A 22205-nucleotide genomic window follows, 5' to 3' on the forward strand; every position below is an offset into this window, starting at 1 on the left:
GACTATCCACAATATCTAACCTTAAAAACTCTCTTGCTTGGATACTCTAATGCACTAAGAGATGCACTCTCTAATTTTGCATAATATACACAGCCAGTATCAATAGCAGCAAAACTCTTGCCAAAATACACATCTTTTTGCACATCATGACCAAACACATTAAAAACACTCGAATCTAAACTACAAACCTCATCACTCTTATGCAGTCTATTCCATATTATCTCATCTTTGCTTGTATCTCTTAGAGAATAATACTGCAGTCCAAATCCATGAGTAACAAATAGTCTCCTATTAGATTCATCATATATAGGCAAATCCAAGTAATAAGGCAACTCCATAAGCCAATTTAAATGCTCTACTATTTTCTCAAACCCACCATTTCTTTCATAACTTTGCAAAGTCTCATATCCACCATGCTCAAGCCAATGCACTCCACTACCTTGAAGTCTCTTATAATATCTAAGCATTAGCTCTTCATGATTTCCAAGCAGACATCTATAATTATATTTTATTATTAAATCAATAACCTCACAAGACTTCGCACCCCTATCTATCACATCTCCAACAAAAATAATATCACTATTATAAGAATCTGGAAGGCTCTCTATTAATCTACATAAAGTATCATAGCAACCATGCACATCTCCTATTATATAAACCATCTAAATATCCTAATAAAAAAACCTTAACACATAAAAACAAAATGCACCAAAAATAGCAGATACCGGAACGGTAATTAGCCATGCTGCTACTATTTTATTTATTGCTGAACGCTTAACTAGCTCTTCTTGATATACCTTCTTTAGTTGCTTTTTACCCTTCTTCTTCATCTCTGGGATTCCAAATTCTTTTTCTTCTTTTCTTTCTAGTATTTTTATCATTGCTGCCTTTTTTCTAACAGAAGACCTTCTAAACTTGTCTAAAAACTCCCTTAATGCTTGTGCATCATCATTTTTGTGTGCTTCTAATATCTTATTTTCCATTTCTTTATAACGCTTTTTTAAGTATTCCCTTAAAAATCCAACACCAAAAACCGCACCAACTGCAATATGAGTTGAACTAACCGGCATACCAAGCTCTGAAGCTACAAGCACCGTTAAAGCAGCACTCATAGCAATACAAAATGCACGAATCTGATCTAATTCTGTTATCTCACTACCAACTGTTCTTATTAATCTAGGACCATAAAGTGCAAGTCCAATAGAGATTCCAAGTCCACCTATAAGCATGATCCAAAATGGCACTCCTGCACTCTTCCCAATTACAAAGCCTTCTTTTAATGCATCATTTATAGCAGCTAGCGGTCCTATTGCATTTGCTACATCATTTGCACCATGTGCGAAGCTTAATAATGCAGCAGCAAAAATAAGCGGTATGGTAAAGAGGCTATTTATATGTTCTTTTTTATTTTCTAGTTTTTCCAATGCTTTAGCAATAATTGGTCTTACAACAAAAAATGCAACAATCCCCAATATAATACTAACTCCAAAGGCAGTAACTTGCTCTAATTGCAGAATCTTCTTTAAGCCCTTATTTATAAGATACAAGCTAAAAGCAAATACCATAAAGGACATTAAGTATGGGACATTTTTTTGTGCTGCGGTTTTTTTATTTTCTTTATAAGTAATTGTATTTTTTATAAAAAACAATAACAAAGCAGCAATAACTCCACCTGCAACTGGCGAAATAACCCAACTAGAAACAATGCTAATTAGTGCTTCCCAATTAACCACATCAAATCCACCTGCTGCTATACCTGTGCCTAAGATTCCGCCAACAATGGAATGAGTTGTAGATACAGGTGCGCCAATGGCGGTTGCTAAATGTAACCACAAAGCACCAGAAATTAAGGCTGCTAACATCATTCCAGTAAAAACCTTGCTATCTCCTATGGATTCTATTGATATTATCCCAGATCTAACCGTATCTACCACTTCGCCACCTGCAATTAACGCTCCTGCAATCTCACATATAGCAGCTATGATTATTGCTCCTGTCATGCTAAGTGCTTTTGAGCCAACTGCAGGTCCTACATTGTTTGCTACATCATTTGCACCTATATTTAATGCCATATATCCACCAACAATAGCTGCAAAACCAAGTAGCATCGGATTGCTAACTTCATTGCTATACCATATAACCATGGTAATTATCAACAAAACAAATACAAATAAAACCCCAAACCTTTGTATATCGTCTTTATTCACACGCATTGCCTTTTCGTAATGCCAAAAATCTTTTATATCCACTAAATACCCCCTAAATACCAAAACTTCTAATATCTACAAATATGGAATACACTTTGCTTATATGGATTATATCTCAAAGTTCAAAGGAATGACAATTATGAAAAGAAATTCTACAACACTTGCAATAATGCCTGCTTTACTTGGTTTAGCCATTGTTTTACTAAGTGGTTGCGCAAATACAGAGCCAAAAATTTCATTTAAACCACCAGCATATGTAGAGGAATTACCCCCAAGAGAAGAAGAAGACAATTTTGGGAATCCGGGAAGCATATTTGGTAGAGGGGATAATTTGTTATTTTCAGATAGAAGAGCTATGCAGCTAAATGATTTAGTAACCGTAATTATAAATCAAACAGCACAAACAAGCTCAACAGCAAACAAAAACACAAACAAAACTTCAAATGGCACTCTAACGCCTCCAACGCTAAATTATGGTGGTGCTAGTGAGGGAGTTGGAAGCATTATAAATAGCTGGAATAATCTAGCAAACATAGGACTAAATATGGGAAATAGCACATCAACATTCACAGGTGCTGGCTCACAAAATAGACAAGAAACATTCTCAACAACAATAGCAGCAAGGATAATTAAAGTATTGCAAAATGGAAACTACTTCATAGAAGGTAGCAGAGAAGTGCTAATAAATGGTGAAAAACAAATAATCCATATAAGTGGCGTAGTAAGACCAAATGATATAGCAAGAAACAATACCATCGAATCTCAATACATAGCAGATGCAAAGATAATGTATGACACTCAAGGTGAGTTAAAAAGAAGCACAGAAAAAGGCTGGGGAACGAAACTTGTCGAATCTGTATGGCCTTTTTAAAGATTATTTAGGATAAAATACGCAAATCTAAACACAAAGGATTTGCGTGGTATTTACTTCTACAAGAGATTCTGGTATTGATTTAATTTCATTTAAAGATGCTATCTTAAACCCAAATGCACCTTATGGTGGATTATACACACTATCACACATACCAAAGCTAACACAAGATGACATCGCAAAACTAAGCAACTTGGATTACAAAGAATTATGCAAGAGCATATTTGACAAACTAGGCTTAGATATAGATTCTAGTATCTTAGAAGAATCTTTATTAACATACGATAGTTTTGATACAAAAATACCAGCACCCATTAAAAAAATAGAGAATAATTTTTATATACAAAAATTATACTGCGGACCTACTAGAGCATTTAAAGATATGGCATTGCAACCATTTTCAACAATGTTTAGTAGCTTTATAAAAAACACAAACCAAAAATACCTAATATTAGTCGCAACAAGTGGCGATACTGGTCCTGCTACTTTAAGTGGATTTGCCAATAAGTCAAATATACAAGTAGTATGTATTTACCCCAAAAATGGCACAAGCGATGTGCAAAGATTACAAATGACAACAATAGCTGCAAAAAATATAAAGACCATAGGAATTAATGGTAATTTCGATGATGCACAAAGTCTCTTAAAATCACTATTAAAAGATTCTAACTTTCAAAATGAATTAAAAGCAAATAGCATATCTTTAAGCGCTGCTAATTCTGTTAATTTTGGCAGAATCGCATTTCAAATAATATATCATGCTTATTCTTCTTTAGAAATGTATAAAAAATACAATAAACAAATAAACATAATAGTCCCTAGTGGTAATTTTGGTAATGCACTTGGAGCATTTTATGCAAAGCTTATGGGATTCCCTATACATACAATATACATTGCATCAAATAAAAACAACATACTAACAGAATTCATAAACACAGGAATCTACGACATAAGCAACAAAAGCCTACAAAAAACATTCTCTCCGGCTATGGATATATTAAAAAGCTCAAATGTTGAGAGAATGCTATTTGCACTATTTGGCGATACAAGAACAAAAGAGCTAATGCAAGAGCTAGAAACAAATAAGAAGTATCAAGTAAACAGCGATGAGTTAAAGATGATTCAAAAGTATTTTCAAGCAACTTTTTGTGATGATGAATTCTGTCTTAAGACAATCAAAAAATACGCAGATAATGGAATTATAATAGACCCACACACAGCATGTGGCATAAAAGCATATGAAAAAATACAACAAGATTCAAATGCAATCCCAACCATACTATGCTCAACAGCAGAATGGACGAAATTTGCCCCAACACTAGCAAAGGCATTACATATAGATTCAACACATGATAAAGAATCTTTAGAAAAAATATCAAAAACTTATAACATAAATGTCCCAAAACAGATTGTAGAGCTATTCCAAAAAGAAGAAGTAAATAATAAAACACTAAATTCAAATGAAGTTATGAATGAAATTTTATCTTGGATAAGGAGCTAAGATGCTTTATTTTTCTGACCTTTTATTAAAACTACAAGAATTTTGGAAAAAAGAAGGTTGCCTTATTATACAGCCTTATGATATACCTGCTGGGGCTGGGACATTTCACCCTGCAACACTGCTTAGAAGCCTAGATAGCAAACCATGGAGCGTAGCATATGTAGCCCCCTCAAGAAGACCGACAGATGGACGCTATGGTGAAAACCCAAACAGACTTGGTAGCTATTATCAATTCCAAGTGCTAATAAAGCCTAATCCTAGCAATATACAAGAACTATACCTAAAAAGCCTAGAATACCTAGGATTAGGCCTAAAAAACCATGATGTAAGATTCGTAGAAGATAACTGGGAATCTCCAACGCTTGGTGCATGGGGGCTTGGCTGGGAAGTATGGCTAGATGGCATGGAGGTTACTCAATTTACTTATTTTCAACAAGTAGGCGGGGTTGCTTGCTCTCCTGTGGCAGTTGAGATAACATATGGAACAGAAAGATTAGCCATGTATCTTCAAGGAGTAGATAATATATTAGATATTGCTTGGAATGAAAACTACAAATACGCTGATGTGCATTTACAAGGAGAGTATGAATTTTCAAAATATAACTTTGAAGTAGCAGATACTACAATGCTTTTTGAGTTTTTTCACAAAATGCAAGATGAGGGCAAAAGAGCACTTGAAGCAGGACTTCCACTACCTGCATATGATTGTGCTATGCTATCTTCTCATCTTTTTAACACTCTAGATGCAAGAAAGGCAATATCAGCATTAGAGAGACAAAATTACATACTAAAAATAAGAGAGTTAGTAAAAAGTTGTGCATTGCTATACAAAGAACAAGAAGAAGAAAGGGAACTAAGATTACAAAATGCAAAAAATAAATAATTTACTAGATACTCTAAATACTATAAGCCCATTTGACTTGCAAGAATCATGGGATAACTCTGGGCTTATACTTGGTAGCAGAAATGATGAATTTAGCAATATTTATCTATCATTAGAGGTAGATAGAAACATTTTAGAGAGCATTCCTAAAGATTCTGTGCTTATAACACATCACCCACTTATCTTCTCCCCGTTAAAACAAATAGACTTTGAATCCTATCCTTCATCATTATTAAAAATTGCCATACAAAAAAACATAAAACTAATAGCAATGCACACAAACTTTGATAAAACACATTTTGGAAAATATGTAGTTAGAAAACTGCTAAAAATAGATTCTTTTAATCAAGATGGTTTTGTTGTGTATTTTTCATGGGATAGCAATTTAGATTCATTATGTTATAAGCTTAAAGAATCCCTAAAAATACAAACTCTAAAAATAACAAAAAGTAGTCAAAATTGCAAAAACATTGCACTTGTTACTGGTAGTGGAGCTAGTTTTGTAAGAAGCCTAAGCAATGTAGATTGCCTAATTACAGGCGATATAAAGTATCATGAAGCAATGGAAGCTATGGAGAGAAATATAAATCTAATTGATTGTGGTCATTATGAGCTAGAGTGCTATTTTGGGGAGATTCTAGCTGATATTTTGACAAATTATGGTTATAAAGCTATAATCTTTGATTCAAAAAATCCTTTTTATTTTCTATAAAATCTTGGAGCAAACATGAACAAACACCTAATACAGCTAATTGATATATCAAACCTAGATAAAGAAATCGATTCTTTTGAACCTAGAATCAAAGAAGCAAACAAAGAATTAGATGTAATACTAGATGAAGAAAAAGTGCTAAAAAGAGAACTAGATGAACTAGAAGCAACAAATAAAGACCTATCTTTGGCAATACAAAAAAACGAAAACCACCTAAGTGAGCTATCAAACAAACTAGAAGACATAGCAAAGAAAACTAAACTAATAAAAACAGAAAAAGAAAGCAAAGCTCTTAGCCTAGAAGAAGAATTAGCAAAAGAACAAATCACATTTGCAAATGAAGAAATAGCAAGACTAAATACACTTATATCTTCAAAAAATGACAATATAAAAGAACTAAAAAATAAAATAAGCGAACTAAACAAAAACGCAAAAGAAGTCGAACAAAAAGTAGAAAAAGAAGTAAAAGAAATAAAAGGTGAGCAAGAAAAAATCTTCAAGCAAAAAGAAGAATTAGTAGCCAAAATGGACCAAAAAATAATTTCATTCTATGAAAAAATAAGAAAATGGGCTAAAAACACTGGCGTAGTATCAATAACTAGACAAGCATGTGGTGGTTGCTTTATGAGAATTAATGACAAGACATATTCTGATGTAATACGCTCTGATGATATTATCACTTGCCCACATTGTGGCAGAATCCTATACAACGAGGAGACTAAAGAGGCTTGAGATTATTTGTAGCCTTCTATTATGTAATTATGGTGGCGCTAAATATAATAGCACTACCGCTCCTATTTTTATTAAGTTTCAAGCAAAAATATAGACAATCCCTTAAAAAACGCTTCCTTTTACCAAGCTTCCCAAAAACACAAAATGAAATCATTTGGATTCATGCTTGTTCATTTGGTGAAATTAGAGCTATAAAACCACTAATAGAAAAAATAAATCTAAACAATAATGAATCTATAATTATCACCACAACAACACAAACAGGCTACAACGAAGCAAATAAAATCTTTCAAAATGCACAAGTTTATTATCTTCCATTTGAATCTTTTATTCCATTATTTACAAAAAACTTAAAGATAAAAACACTAACACTCTTTGAAGCAGAACTATGGCTCATGCCACTTGTATGTGCCAAGCAAAAACAAGCAACAACAATCCTCCTTAATGCTAGAATCTCAACAAACTCTTATGATAAATATTTAAAATTCTCATTTCTTTATAAAGTTTTATTTAGCTATGTAGATTTGGTATTAGCACAACAAAATATAGACAAACAAAGATTACAAAGCATTGGTGCTAGAAATATCGAAATATGTGGAAATATAAAAGCAAGTCAAAAACCACAGATTACTAAAGATTACAAAAAACCAAAACAAGAGTTATGGATAGTAGCTAGCACACACGAAAAACAAGGAATCTTAGAAGAAGAAATAATCCTACAAGAAATACTAAAAATATTAGAAATATCAGACTCTAGCCCTAGAATCCTATTTGTCCCACGACACCCAGAGAGGTTTTCAAAAGTTCAACTAACCTTAGAAAATATACTAAAAGCAAAAAACCTAGAATTAAAAATAGCATCAAAAGAAGGAATCCAAAAAACGATACAAGCACAATTTGGCTTGATTGATTGCCTAGGTGAATTAAATAACCTATATGCTATTTCATCATTAGTCATACTAGGTGGTAGCTTTGTTGATAAAGTTGGAGGACATAACCCAATAGAACCATCATTTTTTAACAACAAACTAATAACAGGAGCATATATTTTCAACCAAACAGCACTATTTTCATTATTACAAAACTATGTAATATGTGATATAAAAGACCTAAGCGTAGTGTTAAAATATAGAAATTTATTAGAAGATTCTAAAACAATAAACAAAATTAAACTAGACAAAATAGCCCAAAAAATACAAGGACAATAATGATTGAAAATACAAAAAATCTACAAAAAGCCTATAAACTACTAGCATTACAAGAAAAAATATCAAACAATGAAGCAAAGAACCTAATAGATAAAGGACTAGTTAGCATAAATAATAAAAGGCTTAAAATAGCAAGAGCCGAACTACCGATAAATACGAAATTCAAAATACAAAAACAGCCAAAAATAAAAGTAATCTTTAAAGATGAAAATATCTTAGCACTATCTAAACCACCTTTTTTAAGCTCTGAAGAAATAGCACAAAAGCATAAAGAATGGTCTCTTTTACATAGACTTGATAAAGAGACAAGCGGAATTTTGCTTTTGGTTAAAGAAAATAGTAAGTTTCACCAAAAAGCCAAAGAAGAATTTAAAGCACAAAAAGTAACAAAAAAATATCTAGCAATAGTAAGCGGAATAGTAGATGAAGAACAAGACTTAAACTTCCCATTATTAATTAAAAAAGATAGATTCGCAAAAGTATCAGTGTCAAAAAGCGGAATTAACGCACATACTCACATTAAGCCATTAGAAATACAAGGCAAAAAAACAAAACTAGAAGTAACAATAACAACAGGTAGAACACATCAAATAAGAGTTCATTTATCACACATAAAACACCCAATAATTGGCGATACATTCTATGGCGGACAAGAAGGAAGCAGAATCATGCTACATGCACAAAAAATAGAACTACTTGGATATAGCTTTATAGATGATGAACCGATAAATTTTCTGTTTTAAGTATTTTTTTGATATATTTTTGCACTAAATTTTTAAGGTTTATGTAATGGTAGAAGCAAAATTAATATGGATGGATGGTAAGCTAGTGCCTTGGGCTGATGCTAAGGTGCATATCTTAACTCACACACTACATTATGGAAATGGCGTATTTGAAGGCACAAGAGCCTATAAAACCGATAAGGGAATGGCTATCTTTAGACTTGAATCTCACACAAAAAGACTACTTGATTCTGCAAAAATAGTTGCTATAAACTCACCTTATAATCAACAAGAATTACAAAATGCACAAATAGAATTAATAAAAGAAAACAACTTCACCAGCAATGCTTACATACGCCCATTGATATATCTAGGATATGGCTCTATGGGTGTATATCATAGAAATTCTCCAACAAATGTAGCAATAGCAGCGTGGCAGTGGGGTGCATATCTAGGAGAAGATGGATTAGAAAATGGAATTAGAGTGAAAACTTCTTCATTTACTAGAAACTCATCAAAAGCACTATTTGGCAAAGCAAAAGCAGTTGGAAACTATCTAAACTCTCAAATGGCAAAATACGAAGCAACTCAATGCGGTTTTGAAGAAGCATTATTGCTTGATGAAAATGGTGTTGTAGCAGAAGGAAGCGGAGAGTGCTTTTTTATAGTTAGAAATGGGAAGTTAATCACTCCTCCAAATGATTCATCTTTAGAATCTATCACACAAGATTCAGTTATACAAATTGCTAAAGACTTGGGTATAGAAGTGCTTAGACGAAATATTACAAGAGATGAAGTATATATTTCAGATGAAGCATTCTTTACAGGCACAGCAGCAGAAATCACTCCAATAAAAGAGCTAGACTATAGAATCATAGGAAATGGCAAAAGAGGAGAGATAACTTCAAAACTACAAGAAGCGTACTTTGATGTAGTATATGGAAGAAATACAAAATATAGCCATTGGCTAACTTATATCAACTAAAAGGGGTTTTATGCCTATTGACTTAAATGAACATTTAAAGAACAAAAACAGAAACAACAGACAAAACAACACGGAAGAAAATGCCAACACAAATAATGATAAGCGTGGTAATGGTGGATTTGGCGGAGGTAATAGAGGTGGTGGATTCCAACCAAAAATGCCAGCTTTTAATATGCCTAGCGGCAAGAAAATGGGTGTAATCTACTTAATTGTTGCTTTAATAGCAATTATTTTTTTACTAAAACCATTTACAATAATAAATAGTGGTGAAGTTGGTGTAAAAATCACAACTGGTGAATTTAGCCAAACTCCGCTACAACCGGGAATCCACTTCTTTATCCCCGGGATTCAAAAAATAATCCCTGTAAATACAAAGGTTAGAATCGCTGAATTTACAAGCGTAGAGGGAAATATCCGCTCTAGAGATGAAGGTAGTGTGAAAAATCAAGCCATTAGTGTGCTAGATTCAAGGGGATTATCAGTATTTGTAGAATTAGCAGTGCAATATAGACTAGATCCACTAAGTGTGCCACAAACAATAGCAACTTGGGGACAAAACTGGGAAGAAAGAATAATAACTCCAGTAATTAGAGAAATAGTAAGAAATGTTGTTGGTAGCTTCCCAGCTGAAGAATTACCTGTAAAGAGAAATGAAATTGCAACACTAATTGACCAAAAATTTAGAGAAAATATTAATAGCTTAGAAAATAGACCTGTTGAGCTTGTATCAATACAATTAACAGAGATAGTCTTACCAGTTGCAATAAAAGAACAAATAGAAAGAGTGCAAGTAGCAAGACAAGAAGCAGAGAGAGCCAGATATGAAGTAGAAAGAGCAAAACAGGAAGCAGAGAAAAAAGCAGCACTTGCAAAGGGTGTAGCTGATGCAACAATAATTGAAGCAGACGCACAAGCAAAAGCAAACAAGCTAATAAGTCAAAGCTTAAATAGCCCACTATTGCAACTTCGCCAAATTGAAGTTCAAGGACAATTTAACGAAGCATTAAAAACAAACAAAGATGCTAAAATTTTCTTAACACCGGGTGGAGCAACTCCAAATATATGGCTAGATTCAAAAGATAATCAAAGGGCATCTTCAATAGGTCAATAAATGGATATTCTAAGTAGCATACAATGGGATAAGCTAAATGGGCTAATCCCAGCAATAGCACAAGATAGCAAAACAAATGAAGTTCTTATGTGTGCTTTTATGAACAAAGAATCTCTACAGCTAACCATACAAACAGGATATGCACACTATTTTTCTAGAAACAAACAAAGAATATGGAAAAAGGGCGAAAGTAGCGGACATTCACAAAAGATAGTAGAATTAATGCTTGATTGCGATTATGATTGTCTATTATTAAAAGTAGAACAAAATGGCATAGCATGCCACACCGGAAATCTTACATGTTTTTTTAACAAAATAGACCAAAATAGCATTGTAAAAACACAATCTAACTCCATAGATACAACACAAATCTATGATATATTTGATAATCTATTTAATACAATACAAGATAAAAAGTTTGACAGCACAGAAAAGTCATATACAGCATCACTATTTGCTAAAGGCGAAAATCAAATAGGCAAAAAAATAGTAGAAGAATCTTCAGAACTAGCCTTTGCAATCAAAGATAAAGACAAAAAAGAAATAATATATGAAGCAGCAGATTTGTTCTATCACGCTCTAGTTGGATTAAGTTTTAGCAATATAACATTAGATGAAGTAAGGACAGAGCTACTAAGAAGAGTTGGCACAAGTGGTATAGACGAAAAAAACTCTAGAAAAAAATAGGATACAACATGGATGCTTCTATAATAAAAGCATATTTTGCAAAAATAACAACATTGTTGCAATTTTTCTCACTACCAGATTATTTGATATTAATTAGCATTTTTCTTGTGATTTTGATTTTTTTCTTGCTTAGCGTTGTCTTTAGATTAAGTAGGGTTATTGCGTTTTTTTTACTCCTTATTAGTGTTGTTTTGTTCTTTTCTGCACCAATTGCATATCAATATATAATGGAAAACTACATAAAAAAAATAGACTTTAATTTAAGCAAAAACGAAAAATTACAATATGATTCATTCTACTATGTAGAAGGCAACATCACAAATATCAGCCATGTTGATTTTAAAGGTTGCTTGATTTCAACAAACTTCATACCAAGTAATACAAAAAAATACAGATACATAAAGTATAGATTACTCCCAACTTATATACACTATGAACACCTAAAAACACCACTAGAGAAAAATCAAACAACAGAGTTTAAAGCAGTAATACCATCTCCAAACCCACAAGTGCAGTATATACTTGAGAGTAAAGGAATGTGTTATTGAAAATAGCAATTAGTATAGGCGATATAAATGGAATTGGACCAGAAATAATCCTAAAAGCACATAAAAAAATAAGCAAACTATGCACACCAATTTATTGTGTCGATAAAGAGATTCTAAAAAAGGCTGCAAAACTCATAAGATATAAAATGCCAAAAGATATAAAATGCCAAAAGATAGATAAAAATATCCCAACAATATCTCCCTCTACAATAGATAAAGATAGTGGGTTATATTCATATAAAAGCTTTAAAAAATCAGTTGCATTAGCAAAGGCAAAAAAAGTAAAAGCTATCATAACAATGCCGATACACAAAAAAGCATGGGAATTAGCAAATATAAAATACAAAGGTCATACAGATGCCTTAAGGGATTATTTTAAAAGTGAGGCAATAATGATTCTAGGATCTCCTAGAATGTTTGTAGCCCTATTTAGCGACCATATACCTCTAAGAGATGTTCCAAACACGATAAATTCTGAATCTCTAAGTAAGTTTTTAATAAATATTTCATCTTTTGTGGATAAAAAATGTGGTGTATTGGGGCTAAACCCTCATGCTGGTGATTTTGGTGTGCTAGGAAATGAAGAAGAAGAAATAATAAAAGCAATCAAAATAGCAAATACCAAGCTAAACAAAGAAGTATTTCAAGGACCACTTGTGCCTGATGTAGCATTTAACGGGAAACATTTAAAATACTATGTAGCAATGTATCATGACCAAGGATTAATACCGCTAAAAACCCTATATTTTAAAGAAAGTATAAATATAACGCTAAATATACCCATAATACGCACTTCAGTAGATCATGGCTGTGCATTTGATATAGCTTATAAAAATAAAGCACATATAAAAAGCTATATCAACGCAGTAAAAATGGCAGTAAAAATGGCTCACAAAGAATAGCCATAGGTATTTACAATAAAATCTATATCCTTATCTCCCCTACCACTTAGATTTACTAGAATCTTCTTGCCTTTCAAGTCTTTTGCTATTTTTAGTGCATATGCTACTGCATGACTTGATTCAATAGCTGGTATTATCCCCTCTTCTTTGCTAAGTTCAAAAAACGCAGAGATAGCCTCATTATCACTTATACACTCTACCTTAGTCCTACCTATACTATGCAAATATGCATGTTCTGGTCCAACACTTGGATAATCTAAACCACTTGCTACACTATATACAGAAGCTGGATTGCCAGATGAATCTTTTAGCATAATAGAGTTAAACCCATGCATAATTCCCTCTTCTCCATAGCTAAGAGATGAAGCATGATTGCCATATTCACTACCCCGACCAAGAGGCTCAACCCCAACTAGCTCAACACTATCATCTATAAATCCACTAAAAATACCAAGTGCATTACTTCCACCACCAACACAAGCAGTAACAATATCAGGCAACTCCCCAGTCATCTCTAAAAACTGCTCTTTAGATTCGATACCTACAATAGCTTGAAAATCTCTAACCATCCTTGGAAATGGATGTGGTCCTACAACAGAACCTATTGCATACATAGAATTTTCCAAATCGCTCATATAAGATTCAAATGCAGAATCCACAGCCTCTTTTAATGTCTTTGCACCAAAGCTAACTGGAACAACCTTAGCTCCTAGAATTTTCATTCTAACTACATTTGGATATTCTTTTTGTATATCTATCTCACCCATGTGTATTTCACATTCAAGCCCAAAATACGCCGCAGCAGTAGCAAGTGCAACCCCATGTTGTCCTGCTCCAGTTTCTGCTATTAGCTTCTTTTTGCCCATAAACTTAGCTAGTAATCCCTCGCCCATGCAGTGATTTAGCTTATGAGCACCTGTATGATTTAAATCCTCTCTTTTAAGGTAGATTCCAGCGCCACCATATTTTTTTGTTAGATTATGTGCGAAATATATCGGAGTTGGACGACCTTGAAAGTGCTTTCTTATCTTGCGTAACTCTGCTATAAAATCAGAATTTTGTGCTATTAAATCATAAGCCTCATTTATCTCTTGCATAGCTTTTTTTACTTCCTCTGGAACAAAGCTACCGCCAAACTTACCAAAAAATCCACTCTCATCTGGGAATTGTTTTAGATATGGTTTTTTCATTTTATATCCTTTTGTAGCGATTTTGCCTTTAACTTTACCATCCACATATTGCACCACCCAAATAATACAAATGCATAAATGGACTTGCGAATCTCAAAATAAGATTCAATATCCACAAACTTATGCGAACAAACAATCATAACACAAGAAATAATAAGTAGTAAAAATAAATTAAAATATTCATATGAATCTAAAATTAACTTTTTCTTCACCCATATAAATATCACCAAACACACACCAAATACCAACATTACCATATCAATATATCCAAATATATCACCACTAAAAAATGGTGCAATAGAAAATGCAAAAAGTGTGCTTATTACAACATTTAAATTTGGTTTTGTTAGATGTAAGATTCTGCCTATTTTTGTTTGTTTGCTAAAGTTTAGAGAAAAAATATAAATAATGCTAGGCAAAATAACAAAAAATATATACATAATATAATCAACAAACATTTGTCTATATGGTTTGACAAACATAGTATCTCTATTAAATGCTAAAGTATCTTCTAAAGAAAATAAATCCAAATCACTCCTAACAACTACAAAAATCTCATAATACAAAAGATACAAAAATAAACAAGCCATATAAAATATAAACAACATGTATAATTTAGGAAGATTATAAACCCTAAACATACTAAAGATACTAAATATAAATCCACATACTAAAAAAGTAATTTCTACAAAAAAATAAACTCCATGTGGCTCTGTCATAAGTCTAAACATCTGTGATAATTCACTAACACTACCTGATAATAGCAATAACAATATATTAAAAATTGCTATTACAAAAAATATAGATGAAAACAATAATTGAGGGAATGTTAGTTTTTTCATATCTTATCCTATGGATTTTTTAAGAAATATCCATCAACACCATTAGCAATACCAATGCTTAATGCCTTTTGAAATGATGATTTAGTCAATCTCTTACCCTCTGTTGGGTGAGTTAGATATCCACTCTCAATTAATACAGATGGCATAATAGCACCAACTAGCACCCAAAATGGTCCCTCCCTAACACCGCCATCTACTACGCTATAGTTTTTCTTTACAGACTGCAACATACCATATTGAATATCAATGGCAAGCCTATTTGAAGCTACGATTCTTTGTGTGTTTAGAGTATTTAAGAATGATTGTTTAGAGAAATAATTCATAACTTCAGTATCGTCTTTATTTTCTAATGCAGCAACCTTCTTAGCCCTCTCACTCCTAGCAGTAGACAAGAAATAACTCTCAATTCCTTGAAGCTTTGTTTTGTTTTCAGAAACCGCATTTGCGTGTATTGATATAAACAAATCAGCATTTTTATTGTTTGCAAATTTAGTTCTATCTCTTAGGCTTATAAACACATCTTTGCTTCTAGTCATATATACTTTATATCCACGCTTTTTTAGCTCTTCGCTTAGATACTTTCCTATATTTAATACAATTGTTTTTTCGCATACTTTATCAATCCCAACAGCACCACAATCCTTGCCACCATGACCGGGATCTATTACGATTATTTTTTGCTTTGTAGATTCTGCTTTTGTATTTATTGTGCTTTTATTTTCTTTTTTGTGAGTGTCAAACAATGAAGCGATTGAAACTTGATTTACACTTTTTGCATTTGGTATTTCTAAGATTGCCTTTTTTTGTGCATATTTCCATTTTGCTCTTAGTTCTTTTTTTGTGCTTAGCACAAGCCTTACCTTGTTTGGTGCATTTTGTGCAATCTTAACTATAACATCACCTTCAAACTCAAACACCCTAGCATTACCCAATAAGTCTGCACTTATATCATATACATATCGAATCTCATCATTATTTTTTAGCGTAAATGCTTTAAAAGCACTAGCCTTTATAGCTTTATTAAAAGATAAAGATACGCCATTATTTGTTTGTGTAATAGAAGTTATCTTTAAATCACTAGCATTAATAAAAGCACAATAAATAAAGATACAAAAAATTATTCTAATCATTTGGTTAGTTCATCTATAATTTCTTGGACACTTTGAATCTTATCAATCCTATATCCATTAGCACCAGTAAAGAATAAACCATTTTCTATATCTCCACGATACCCATCTCCTAATCCATCAGCAATGCAGTATCCAACCCTTTTTGCCTCTTCTCCTCTATTGCATGGTGAGACACAATTACTTATACAAGCTATCTTTGGTGCTTTTCCTTCCCTTAGTGCCTTAATTATACCAGTAACAATCGCTCTAGCAGGATATCCAACAGGAGATTTTATGAGCTCTATATCTTCTTTTTTTACTTTTAACATAAGCTCATTGTAATATTTTGCATCACATTCTTTTGCACCTAAGAATCTAGTCCCCATTTGCACACCACTAGCACCAAGAGAAATCATTCTATCAATATCACCCCTATCCCAAATGCCACCTGCTGCAATAATTGGAATCTCCCCCCAATTCTTACTCTCCTCTACTACTTGTGGTAATATAGATTCAAGCTGATGTTCTGCTTTGAAGCAGTCTTCATAACTAACACCTTGATGTCCTCCACTTAGAGGTCCTTCAACAATGACTGCATCAGGGATTTTCTTATATCTTCCCTCCCATCTTTTGCATAATATTCTCAATGCCTTTGCAGATGATACTATGGGAATTAATGCTACATTTGGAAAGTTGCTTGTAAATTCAGGCATATTAGTAGGCAATCCAGCACCAGTTATTATCATATTTGCACCAGCCTCACACGCATCTCTTACTACTCTACCATATTCATTTATTGCATATAAAATATTTGCTCCAAGTGGCTTATCACCACATATTTTTCTAGCATTTTTAAATATTTCAAACAAAGAATCTTTAGAGTAAAAATTCATAGTATCAAATGGACGATTCTTGATTGATTTTTGTATAAATTCTCTATTTTTATAATACCCAGTCCCAACACAAGAGATAATACCCATTGCATTACACTTGGATACATTTCCTGCTAGATTATCCCAACTAATGCCAATTCCCATACCCCCTTGAAATATAGGTAAAGGTATTGTATATTGTCCAATTTTTAAAGGTTTTAGTCCCATAGCTTCCCTCTTTATTTTATAATTACTTTTGCAAATTTTCTTTTTCCAACTTGTATTATATATTCTCCACTAGTTAAGTTGAGTTTGGAATCTTCTAGTTTTTGTTGGTTAATTTTTACACCACCCTGCTTAATTAATCGTATAGATTCAGAATTAGAAGATGATAGCTTGCATTCACTAAGCACTTGTGCTATCCAAATTCCTTCTTCTTTTACAAACTCTTCAATATCGCTTGGTAGCTCATCTTTGCTAAACACTTTAGCAAATTCCTCTTGTGCTTCTTTGGCACTTTTTTCATCATGATATTTGGTTATTATCTCTAATGCTAATTCTTCTTTAATCGCCTTTGGGTGCAAACTGCCATTTTTTACACCCTCTTTTAGAGATTCTATTTGCTGTAATGATTTTGTGCTTAAAAGCTCATAATATCTCCACATAAGTTCATCTGAAATACTAAGCAATCTACCAAACATCTCTTTTGGCTCTTGTGTGATACCGACATAATTCCCTAAGCTTTTGCTCATTTTATTTACACCATCTAGTCCTTCTAGCAGTGGCAACATAACAACTGATTGTTCTTTATTGCAACCATAAGCCTTTTGCAAATGCCTACCCATAAGCAAATTAAACTTCTGATCAGTTCCACCAAATTCTATATCACAATTTAAGGCAACTGAATCATATCCCTGCAAAAGAGGATAGAAAAATTCAACAATACTAATTGGGCTTTGGCTTTTATATCTTTTCTCAAAATCATCTCTCTCTAACATTCTAGCAACAGAAAACTTTGATGAAAGCTCCAACATACCACGAATCCCAAGTTCATCAAGCCACTTTGAGTTAAATACTATCTCCATTTTAGAAGAATCTAAAACCTTATATACTTGCTCTTCATAAGTTTTCGCATTCATTAACACTTGCTCTTTGCTAAGTGGTTTTCTAGTCTCACTCTTACCGCTTGGATCGCCTATCATGCCAGTAAAATCACCTATTAGAAAATAAACTTTCGCACCATATTTTTGAAAGGTAGCTAGTTTTTGCAATAACACACTATGTCCCAAATGCAAATCCGGTGCAGTTGGGTCAAAACCAGCCTTAATGGTAAATGTGGTTCCATCTTGCAGATACTTATTGACAAGACTTTGTATATATTCTATACCTATTATCTCTTGCACTCCACGCTGTATATCTTCCATAGCTTCTTTAAGTTTTAATTCTAAATCCATGTGTAATCCTTAATTAGCATATGCATCTTTTAATGCATGTATGTCTATTATTTTGTATTGATTTGATAATATCTGCTTAATCTCCTTTAATCCCAATGACATACACTCAAACTTTATCTCACAATGCGTAGCATATGTATTTTTTTGCGAACCAAGCTCGATTGATAACACATTAATGTCATTTTTTGCTAGAAATTGCAAGAAATTTGCCAAGATTCCTTTGCGGTTTTCTAATGCAACTATCAATTTATATGTTTGAATCTTATCCCCAAGCCACCCGACATAGAGCATTTTTACGCCTTTTTGTATTTCTAAATACGCCCTATCGCACATTCTGTGGTGTATAAAAGCTTTTGTGCCAACTTTTAAAGCAACAATATCATCTCCAAACTTTGGGTGACAACAATAGTCAAAAACTGCTTGACTTATCGTATGATTCGTATGCAAGACAATATTATCAAAATGCAATTCTTTTAGTTTTAAGATTCTAAACTTAAGCTGCGTTAGGAATCCTGCCTCTTTTTGATAGCTATTTTTTACTCTATTTTTTATATCTTTTAGAAGTGCAATATCCCTTGAGGCTCTAGGAATAATCTCATCTAGTTCATTATCTTTTACATATTGTTCTATCTCATTTGCACTTTTATCAAAAATCGTAGCAATGATATTTATAGCACTTTTCTTCTCTATCTCTTTAATTCTTAAAGCACAATTTGCTTTAAGCTGACTTTTTGCCCTTGAAGTTTTCACAGCATCAATCCATGAACATCTAAGAATCGTCTCTTTTGTAGTGATTATCTTTACTATATCACCACTCTTTAGAGTAGTAAGAAGTGAAGTTTTTTGGTTATTTACATATGCTTCTTTTGCCTTATTTCCAACTTCAGTATGCACAGCATAGGCAAAATCAAGCACAACAGCACCAATAGGCAAAGAATAATCATCACCATCTGGTGAGAAAACAACTATATCATCACTATATAAGTCATTTTTTACAAGCTCGTAAAACTCCTCAACAGAATCGTTTTTAAACTGCAACTTATTTAGCCAATCAAGGCTTGGCTGACTATTCCCTCCTGTTTTATATTTCCAATGTGCTGCAATTCCATATTCTGCACTTTTATGCATATCTTCTGTTCTTATTTGCACTTCAAAAATAGCAGAATTATCAAATAAAGTTGTGTGTATCGTCTGATAACCATTCTCCTTTGGCAATGCTATATAATCTTTGAATCTTGACATTATTGGCTTAAATGCTAAATGCAAAATACCAAATACCCTATAACAATCAAGTGGCTCTTTAACTATAACTCTAATTGCAAGTAAATCCAAAACCTCATCGATTGAAATTCCTTTTCTTTGCATTTTTAGATATATAGAATAATGCCTCTTAATCCTGCTAGATACTGAAAAATCACCTTCTGGCACACCGCCTTGTATTATGCTTTTTTTTACCTTTTGTATGAAAGCATTTAACTTCAGTCTTATTGTTTGTTTGTTATCTAAAAAATATTTATCTATCTTTCTATAAACTTCAGGGAAAATATAATAAAAACTTCTATCTTCTAACTCGTTTTTTAATGTAGAAATCCCAAGTCTATGTGCTATTGGTGCATATACAACTAGAGTTTCTTCAGAGATTCTTAGCCGTTTGTTTTTGGGCATATATTCTAAAGTTAGCATATTATGCATTCTATCGCATAGCTTAACAATTAATACCCTAACATCTTTTATGGAAGTAATTAGCATTTTTCTAAAGCTAAGTGCGGATATTACTAGCTTTTCATTTGTATGAGAAGGAGATAACTCCTCTGCTCTAATAGCTACGATTTTAGTTAGTCCATCAACCAAAGAAGCAACATCATCTCCATAATTACTTCTAACCTCTTCTAAAGTATATTCAGTATCCTCCACCACATCATGCAATAATGCAGCACATATCATCACTTCATCACCACCAAAATGAGCCACAATGCAAGACACAAGTAATGGGTGAGTGATATATGGATCGCCACTTTGTCTTTTTTGATTCTTATGAGCTTCTGTGGCGAACTCTATTGCATTTTTGATTCTAGGCGTTATCTCCGTAATACTCTCCAAAAAGCTAATAGCCTTTTGAGGACTAGAAATTTGAGAAACTTCTCTAAAAAACTCCACTATACAAACCTAGCACAAAAATTAATACTGAATCTCTTCTATCTTATCTAAACCTATTTTACCTTCTGCAACTTCCAATAAAGCAATGTCAGATAATTTATCAACCTTTACATCTTTATTTACAAGAGGCTTTGCACCTTTGCTTAGCTCATCAATTCTTGCAAATAATATATTTGATAATAAGTATCTATCGTAATTTACTCTTTCTAATGCTTTTGATGCAATTTGTTCTATTCTCATTATTACTCCTTAATTAATTTGAAACTCTTGAAAACACTGCATTTTCATCTTTCTGTATTATTTTTAATAAATTACCTTCTAGTAACATATTACATACAACTATTGGTAGTGAATTATCTTTTGCTAATGCTATTGCAGTATCATCCATTACTTTTATATTGTCTTTTAATGCTTGTTCATAGCTTATATTTTTAAGCATTATTGCATCACTAAATTTTGCAGGATCTTTATCATATACTCCATTTACTTTAGTAGCCTTAATTATCATTTCAGATTCTATCTCTATGGCTCTTAGAGTAGCTGCAGTATCTGTTGTAAAGAATGGATTCCCAGTTCCAGCTACAAAAATCACTACTCTACCTTTCTCTAAATGCCTAATAGCTCGTCTATTAATGTAAGTCTCGCACACTTCTTTAATCTCTAAAGCACTCTGCACTCTTACATCAACACCATGATATTCCAATGCCTCTTGCATTGCAATTCCATTTATAACTGTCGCTAGCATTCCCATGTGATCGCCACTAGTTCTCTTAATAAGACCACTCTCTGAAGCACTAACACCACGCACGAAATTCCCACCACCAATTACGATTCCAACTTGCACTCCAAGCGTTACTAGAGATTTTAACTCAAGTGCAATATACTTTAAAATAGAGCTATCAATGCCAAAACCATTCTCACCAGCTAAAGCCTCGCCAGAAAATTTAACTAAAACTCTTTTTATCATATAAAAAACCTTATACATAAATAAAATATTTTATTATAATGAAACATCACTTATAAAGCACTAAATTATCTCATTATTTCATCAGTATTTTGTTGTAATTTTCTTAATTGCTCCTCTTGCAATTTATATGCTTTATCAAATTTTTGTTGCAAATTTACAGAGCCTGAATCTCTTGGAAGATCCTTTCTATCATACAGACTTTCAAAATGCTGCATATGATTTTTGAATGCTTGGTTGCCTTCAATACTATCTATTCTTTTATCTTGTAATTCTTTAGATAAAGAATCTAGGTGCTTTTTTAGATTCTGCTTTAATTCTTTTTGCAAAGGAGTAGTTATATTATCATCGCTTTTATTGCTATCTTGTATAGTTTTGTTTGTGGAAGTATTTGTAGAATTATCATCAAAAGATGAAACATCCCTATAATCATCACAAGCGGTAAAAAACATAAAAACAAAAAGAAATAAAACTCTAAACATAAAAATCTCTAAAATTATTTTATGAATTTATAGCATAATTTGTTAAGATACTTCACACGCCAAGTT

The 22205-nt window shown here is 32.6% G+C and carries 23 protein-coding genes; 12 read left to right on the forward strand and 11 right to left on the reverse strand.

Annotated features, from left to right (window positions below; all coding sequences use genetic code 11):
- Positions 1 to 2: 2 nt before the first annotated feature.
- Both PF022_RS02245 and PF022_RS02250 read right to left on the reverse strand, forming a co-directional pair.
- Complete coding sequence (locus PF022_RS02245; RefSeq protein WP_271020722.1) at positions 3 to 662, reverse strand: metallophosphoesterase family protein; 660 nt, start codon at positions 660 to 662, stop codon at positions 3 to 5.
- Positions 663 to 671: 9 nt separating this feature from the next.
- Positions 672 to 2249 (reverse strand): inorganic phosphate transporter, encoded by a 1578-nt coding sequence (locus tag PF022_RS02250; RefSeq protein WP_407081399.1) that lies wholly within the window; start codon positions 2247 to 2249, stop codon positions 672 to 674.
- 127 nt (positions 2250 to 2376) lie between these two features.
- On the opposite strand from PF022_RS02250, the gene flgH reads away from it, so the two are divergent.
- Genes flgH through pdxA form a run of 12 tightly spaced genes read left to right on the forward strand, consistent with a single transcriptional unit; the run spans position 2377 to position 13069 of the window.
- The gene (gene flgH, locus PF022_RS02255; RefSeq protein WP_271020989.1) at positions 2377 to 3078 is read left to right on the forward strand and encodes a flagellar basal body L-ring protein FlgH; all 702 of its coding nucleotides are present in this window, start codon (positions 2377 to 2379) and stop codon (positions 3076 to 3078) included.
- Between the two features lie 46 nt (positions 3079 to 3124).
- Complete coding sequence (thrC, locus tag PF022_RS02260; protein WP_271022656.1) at positions 3125 to 4579, forward strand: threonine synthase; 1455 nt, start codon at positions 3125 to 3127, stop codon at positions 4577 to 4579.
- 1 nt (position 4580) lies between these two features.
- Positions 4581 to 5462, forward strand: coding sequence for a glycine--tRNA ligase subunit alpha (gene glyQ, locus PF022_RS02265; protein ID WP_271020720.1), 882 nt, complete (start codon positions 4581 to 4583; stop codon positions 5460 to 5462).
- Positions 5446 to 6174, forward strand: coding sequence for a Nif3-like dinuclear metal center hexameric protein (locus PF022_RS02270; RefSeq protein WP_271022657.1), 729 nt, complete (start codon positions 5446 to 5448; stop codon positions 6172 to 6174). The genes glyQ and PF022_RS02270 overlap by 17 nt, the downstream gene beginning before the upstream one ends.
- Before the next feature lie 15 nt (positions 6175 to 6189).
- Positions 6190 to 6906: a zinc ribbon domain-containing protein gene (locus PF022_RS02275; protein ID WP_271020718.1), complete on the forward strand. Its 717-nt coding sequence runs from the start codon at positions 6190 to 6192 to the stop codon at positions 6904 to 6906.
- Complete coding sequence (gene waaA, locus PF022_RS02280; protein ID WP_271020717.1) at positions 6903 to 8114, forward strand: lipid IV(A) 3-deoxy-D-manno-octulosonic acid transferase; 1212 nt, start codon at positions 6903 to 6905, stop codon at positions 8112 to 8114. Before PF022_RS02275 ends, waaA begins: the two co-directional genes overlap by 4 nt.
- Complete coding sequence (locus PF022_RS02285; RefSeq protein WP_271020716.1) at positions 8114 to 8857, forward strand: pseudouridine synthase family protein; 744 nt, start codon at positions 8114 to 8116, stop codon at positions 8855 to 8857. The genes waaA and PF022_RS02285 overlap by 1 nt, the downstream gene beginning before the upstream one ends.
- Before the next feature lie 46 nt (positions 8858 to 8903).
- Complete coding sequence (locus tag PF022_RS02290) at positions 8904 to 9821, forward strand: branched-chain amino acid transaminase (RefSeq protein WP_271020715.1); 918 nt, start codon at positions 8904 to 8906, stop codon at positions 9819 to 9821.
- Between the two features lie 10 nt (positions 9822 to 9831).
- Positions 9832 to 10932 carry a prohibitin family protein gene (locus PF022_RS02295; protein WP_271020714.1) on the forward strand — a complete coding sequence of 367 codons (1101 nt, stop codon included), beginning with the start codon at positions 9832 to 9834 and terminating at the stop codon, positions 10930 to 10932.
- Positions 10933 to 11619, forward strand: coding sequence for a bifunctional phosphoribosyl-AMP cyclohydrolase/phosphoribosyl-ATP diphosphatase HisIE (gene hisIE / locus PF022_RS02300; protein ID WP_271020713.1), 687 nt, complete (start codon positions 10933 to 10935; stop codon positions 11617 to 11619).
- 8 nt (positions 11620 to 11627) lie between these two features.
- On the forward strand, positions 11628 to 12167 hold the full coding sequence (locus PF022_RS02305) for a DUF2393 family protein (protein ID WP_271020712.1): 540 nt from the start codon (positions 11628 to 11630) through the stop codon (positions 12165 to 12167).
- A complete protein-coding gene (pdxA, locus tag PF022_RS02310) occupies positions 12164 to 13069 on the forward strand; it encodes a 4-hydroxythreonine-4-phosphate dehydrogenase (RefSeq protein ID WP_271022659.1) in 906 nt (301 codons plus the stop codon). Before PF022_RS02305 ends, pdxA begins: the two co-directional genes overlap by 4 nt.
- Here the strand turns inward: pdxA and trpB are convergent.
- The 9 genes from trpB to PF022_RS02355 form a co-directional block, all read right to left on the reverse strand.
- Positions 13057 to 14259, reverse strand: coding sequence for a tryptophan synthase subunit beta (gene trpB, locus PF022_RS02315; RefSeq protein WP_271022660.1), 1203 nt, complete (start codon positions 14257 to 14259; stop codon positions 13057 to 13059). The genes pdxA and trpB overlap by 13 nt on opposite strands.
- Entirely contained in the window at positions 14256 to 15101 is an 846-nt protein-coding gene (locus tag PF022_RS02320; RefSeq protein ID WP_271022661.1) for a hypothetical protein, read from the reverse strand. Before PF022_RS02320 ends, trpB begins: the two co-directional genes overlap by 4 nt.
- 8 nt (positions 15102 to 15109) lie before the next feature.
- Entirely contained in the window at positions 15110 to 16231 is a 1122-nt protein-coding gene (locus PF022_RS02325) for an N-acetylmuramoyl-L-alanine amidase (protein ID WP_271022663.1), read from the reverse strand.
- The gene (locus PF022_RS02330; RefSeq protein ID WP_271022664.1) at positions 16228 to 17310 is read right to left on the reverse strand and encodes a nitronate monooxygenase; all 1083 of its coding nucleotides are present in this window, start codon (positions 17308 to 17310) and stop codon (positions 16228 to 16230) included. Before PF022_RS02330 ends, PF022_RS02325 begins: the two co-directional genes overlap by 4 nt.
- Positions 17311 to 17321: 11 nt before the next feature.
- A complete protein-coding gene (tyrS, locus tag PF022_RS02335; RefSeq protein ID WP_271020706.1) occupies positions 17322 to 18536 on the reverse strand; it encodes a tyrosine--tRNA ligase in 1215 nt (404 codons plus the stop codon).
- A gap of 9 nt (positions 18537 to 18545) precedes the next feature.
- Positions 18546 to 20693, reverse strand: a complete 2148-nt coding sequence (locus PF022_RS02340; RefSeq protein WP_271022665.1) for a RelA/SpoT family protein — start codon at positions 20691 to 20693, stop codon at positions 18546 to 18548.
- A gap of 21 nt (positions 20694 to 20714) precedes the next feature.
- Positions 20715 to 20933: a DNA-directed RNA polymerase subunit omega gene (locus PF022_RS02345; RefSeq protein ID WP_271020704.1), complete on the reverse strand. Its 219-nt coding sequence runs from the start codon at positions 20931 to 20933 to the stop codon at positions 20715 to 20717.
- A gap of 13 nt (positions 20934 to 20946) precedes the next feature.
- Positions 20947 to 21660, reverse strand: coding sequence for a UMP kinase (gene pyrH, locus PF022_RS02350; protein ID WP_271020703.1), 714 nt, complete (start codon positions 21658 to 21660; stop codon positions 20947 to 20949).
- A gap of 65 nt (positions 21661 to 21725) precedes the next feature.
- On the reverse strand, positions 21726 to 22139 hold the full coding sequence (locus PF022_RS02355; protein ID WP_271022666.1) for a hypothetical protein: 414 nt from the start codon (positions 22137 to 22139) through the stop codon (positions 21726 to 21728).
- Between the last annotated feature and the right edge of the window lie 66 nt (positions 22140 to 22205).

The sequence above is a fragment of the Helicobacter sp. WB40 genome, from assembly GCF_027859275.1.
Taxonomy (GTDB): domain Bacteria; phylum Campylobacterota; class Campylobacteria; order Campylobacterales; family Helicobacteraceae; genus Helicobacter_D; species Helicobacter_D ibis.

Bases quoted from the DNA above. Each gene is read 5' to 3' on its own strand.
- PF022_RS02320 (WP_271022661.1), bottom strand. From the start codon at position 15,101: ATGAAAAAACTAACATTCCCTCAATTATTGTTTTCATCTATATTTTTT.
- PF022_RS02355 (WP_271022666.1), bottom strand. From the start codon at position 22,139: ATGTTTAGAGTTTTATTTCTTTTTGTTTTTATGTTTTTTACCGCTTGT.
- PF022_RS02330 (WP_271022664.1), bottom strand. From the start codon at position 17,310: ATGGGACTAAAACCTTTAAAAATTGGACAATATACAATACCTTTACCT.
- PF022_RS02325 (WP_271022663.1), bottom strand. From the start codon at position 16,231: ATGATTAGAATAATTTTTTGTATCTTTATTTATTGTGCTTTTATTAAT.
- trpB (WP_271022660.1), bottom strand. From the start codon at position 14,259: ATGAAAAAACCATATCTAAAACAATTCCCAGATGAGAGTGGATTTTTT.
- PF022_RS02270 (WP_271022657.1), top strand. From the start codon at position 5,446: ATGCAAAAAATAAATAATTTACTAGATACTCTAAATACTATAAGCCCA.
- glyQ (WP_271020720.1), top strand. From the start codon at position 4,581: ATGCTTTATTTTTCTGACCTTTTATTAAAACTACAAGAATTTTGGAAA.
- flgH (WP_271020989.1), top strand. From the start codon at position 2,377: ATGCCTGCTTTACTTGGTTTAGCCATTGTTTTACTAAGTGGTTGCGCA.
- PF022_RS02305 (WP_271020712.1), top strand. From the start codon at position 11,628: ATGGATGCTTCTATAATAAAAGCATATTTTGCAAAAATAACAACATTG.
- PF022_RS02290 (WP_271020715.1), top strand. From the start codon at position 8,904: ATGGTAGAAGCAAAATTAATATGGATGGATGGTAAGCTAGTGCCTTGG.
- hisIE (WP_271020713.1), top strand. From the start codon at position 10,933: ATGGATATTCTAAGTAGCATACAATGGGATAAGCTAAATGGGCTAATC.
- PF022_RS02345 (WP_271020704.1), bottom strand. From the start codon at position 20,933: ATGAGAATAGAACAAATTGCATCAAAAGCATTAGAAAGAGTAAATTAC.
- pyrH (WP_271020703.1), bottom strand. From the start codon at position 21,660: ATGATAAAAAGAGTTTTAGTTAAATTTTCTGGCGAGGCTTTAGCTGGT.
- PF022_RS02245 (WP_271020722.1), bottom strand. From the start codon at position 662: ATGGTTTATATAATAGGAGATGTGCATGGTTGCTATGATACTTTATGT.
- PF022_RS02295 (WP_271020714.1), top strand. From the start codon at position 9,832: ATGCCTATTGACTTAAATGAACATTTAAAGAACAAAAACAGAAACAAC.
- PF022_RS02275 (WP_271020718.1), top strand. From the start codon at position 6,190: ATGAACAAACACCTAATACAGCTAATTGATATATCAAACCTAGATAAA.
- tyrS (WP_271020706.1), bottom strand. From the start codon at position 18,536: ATGGATTTAGAATTAAAACTTAAAGAAGCTATGGAAGATATACAGCGT.
- PF022_RS02285 (WP_271020716.1), top strand. From the start codon at position 8,114: ATGATTGAAAATACAAAAAATCTACAAAAAGCCTATAAACTACTAGCA.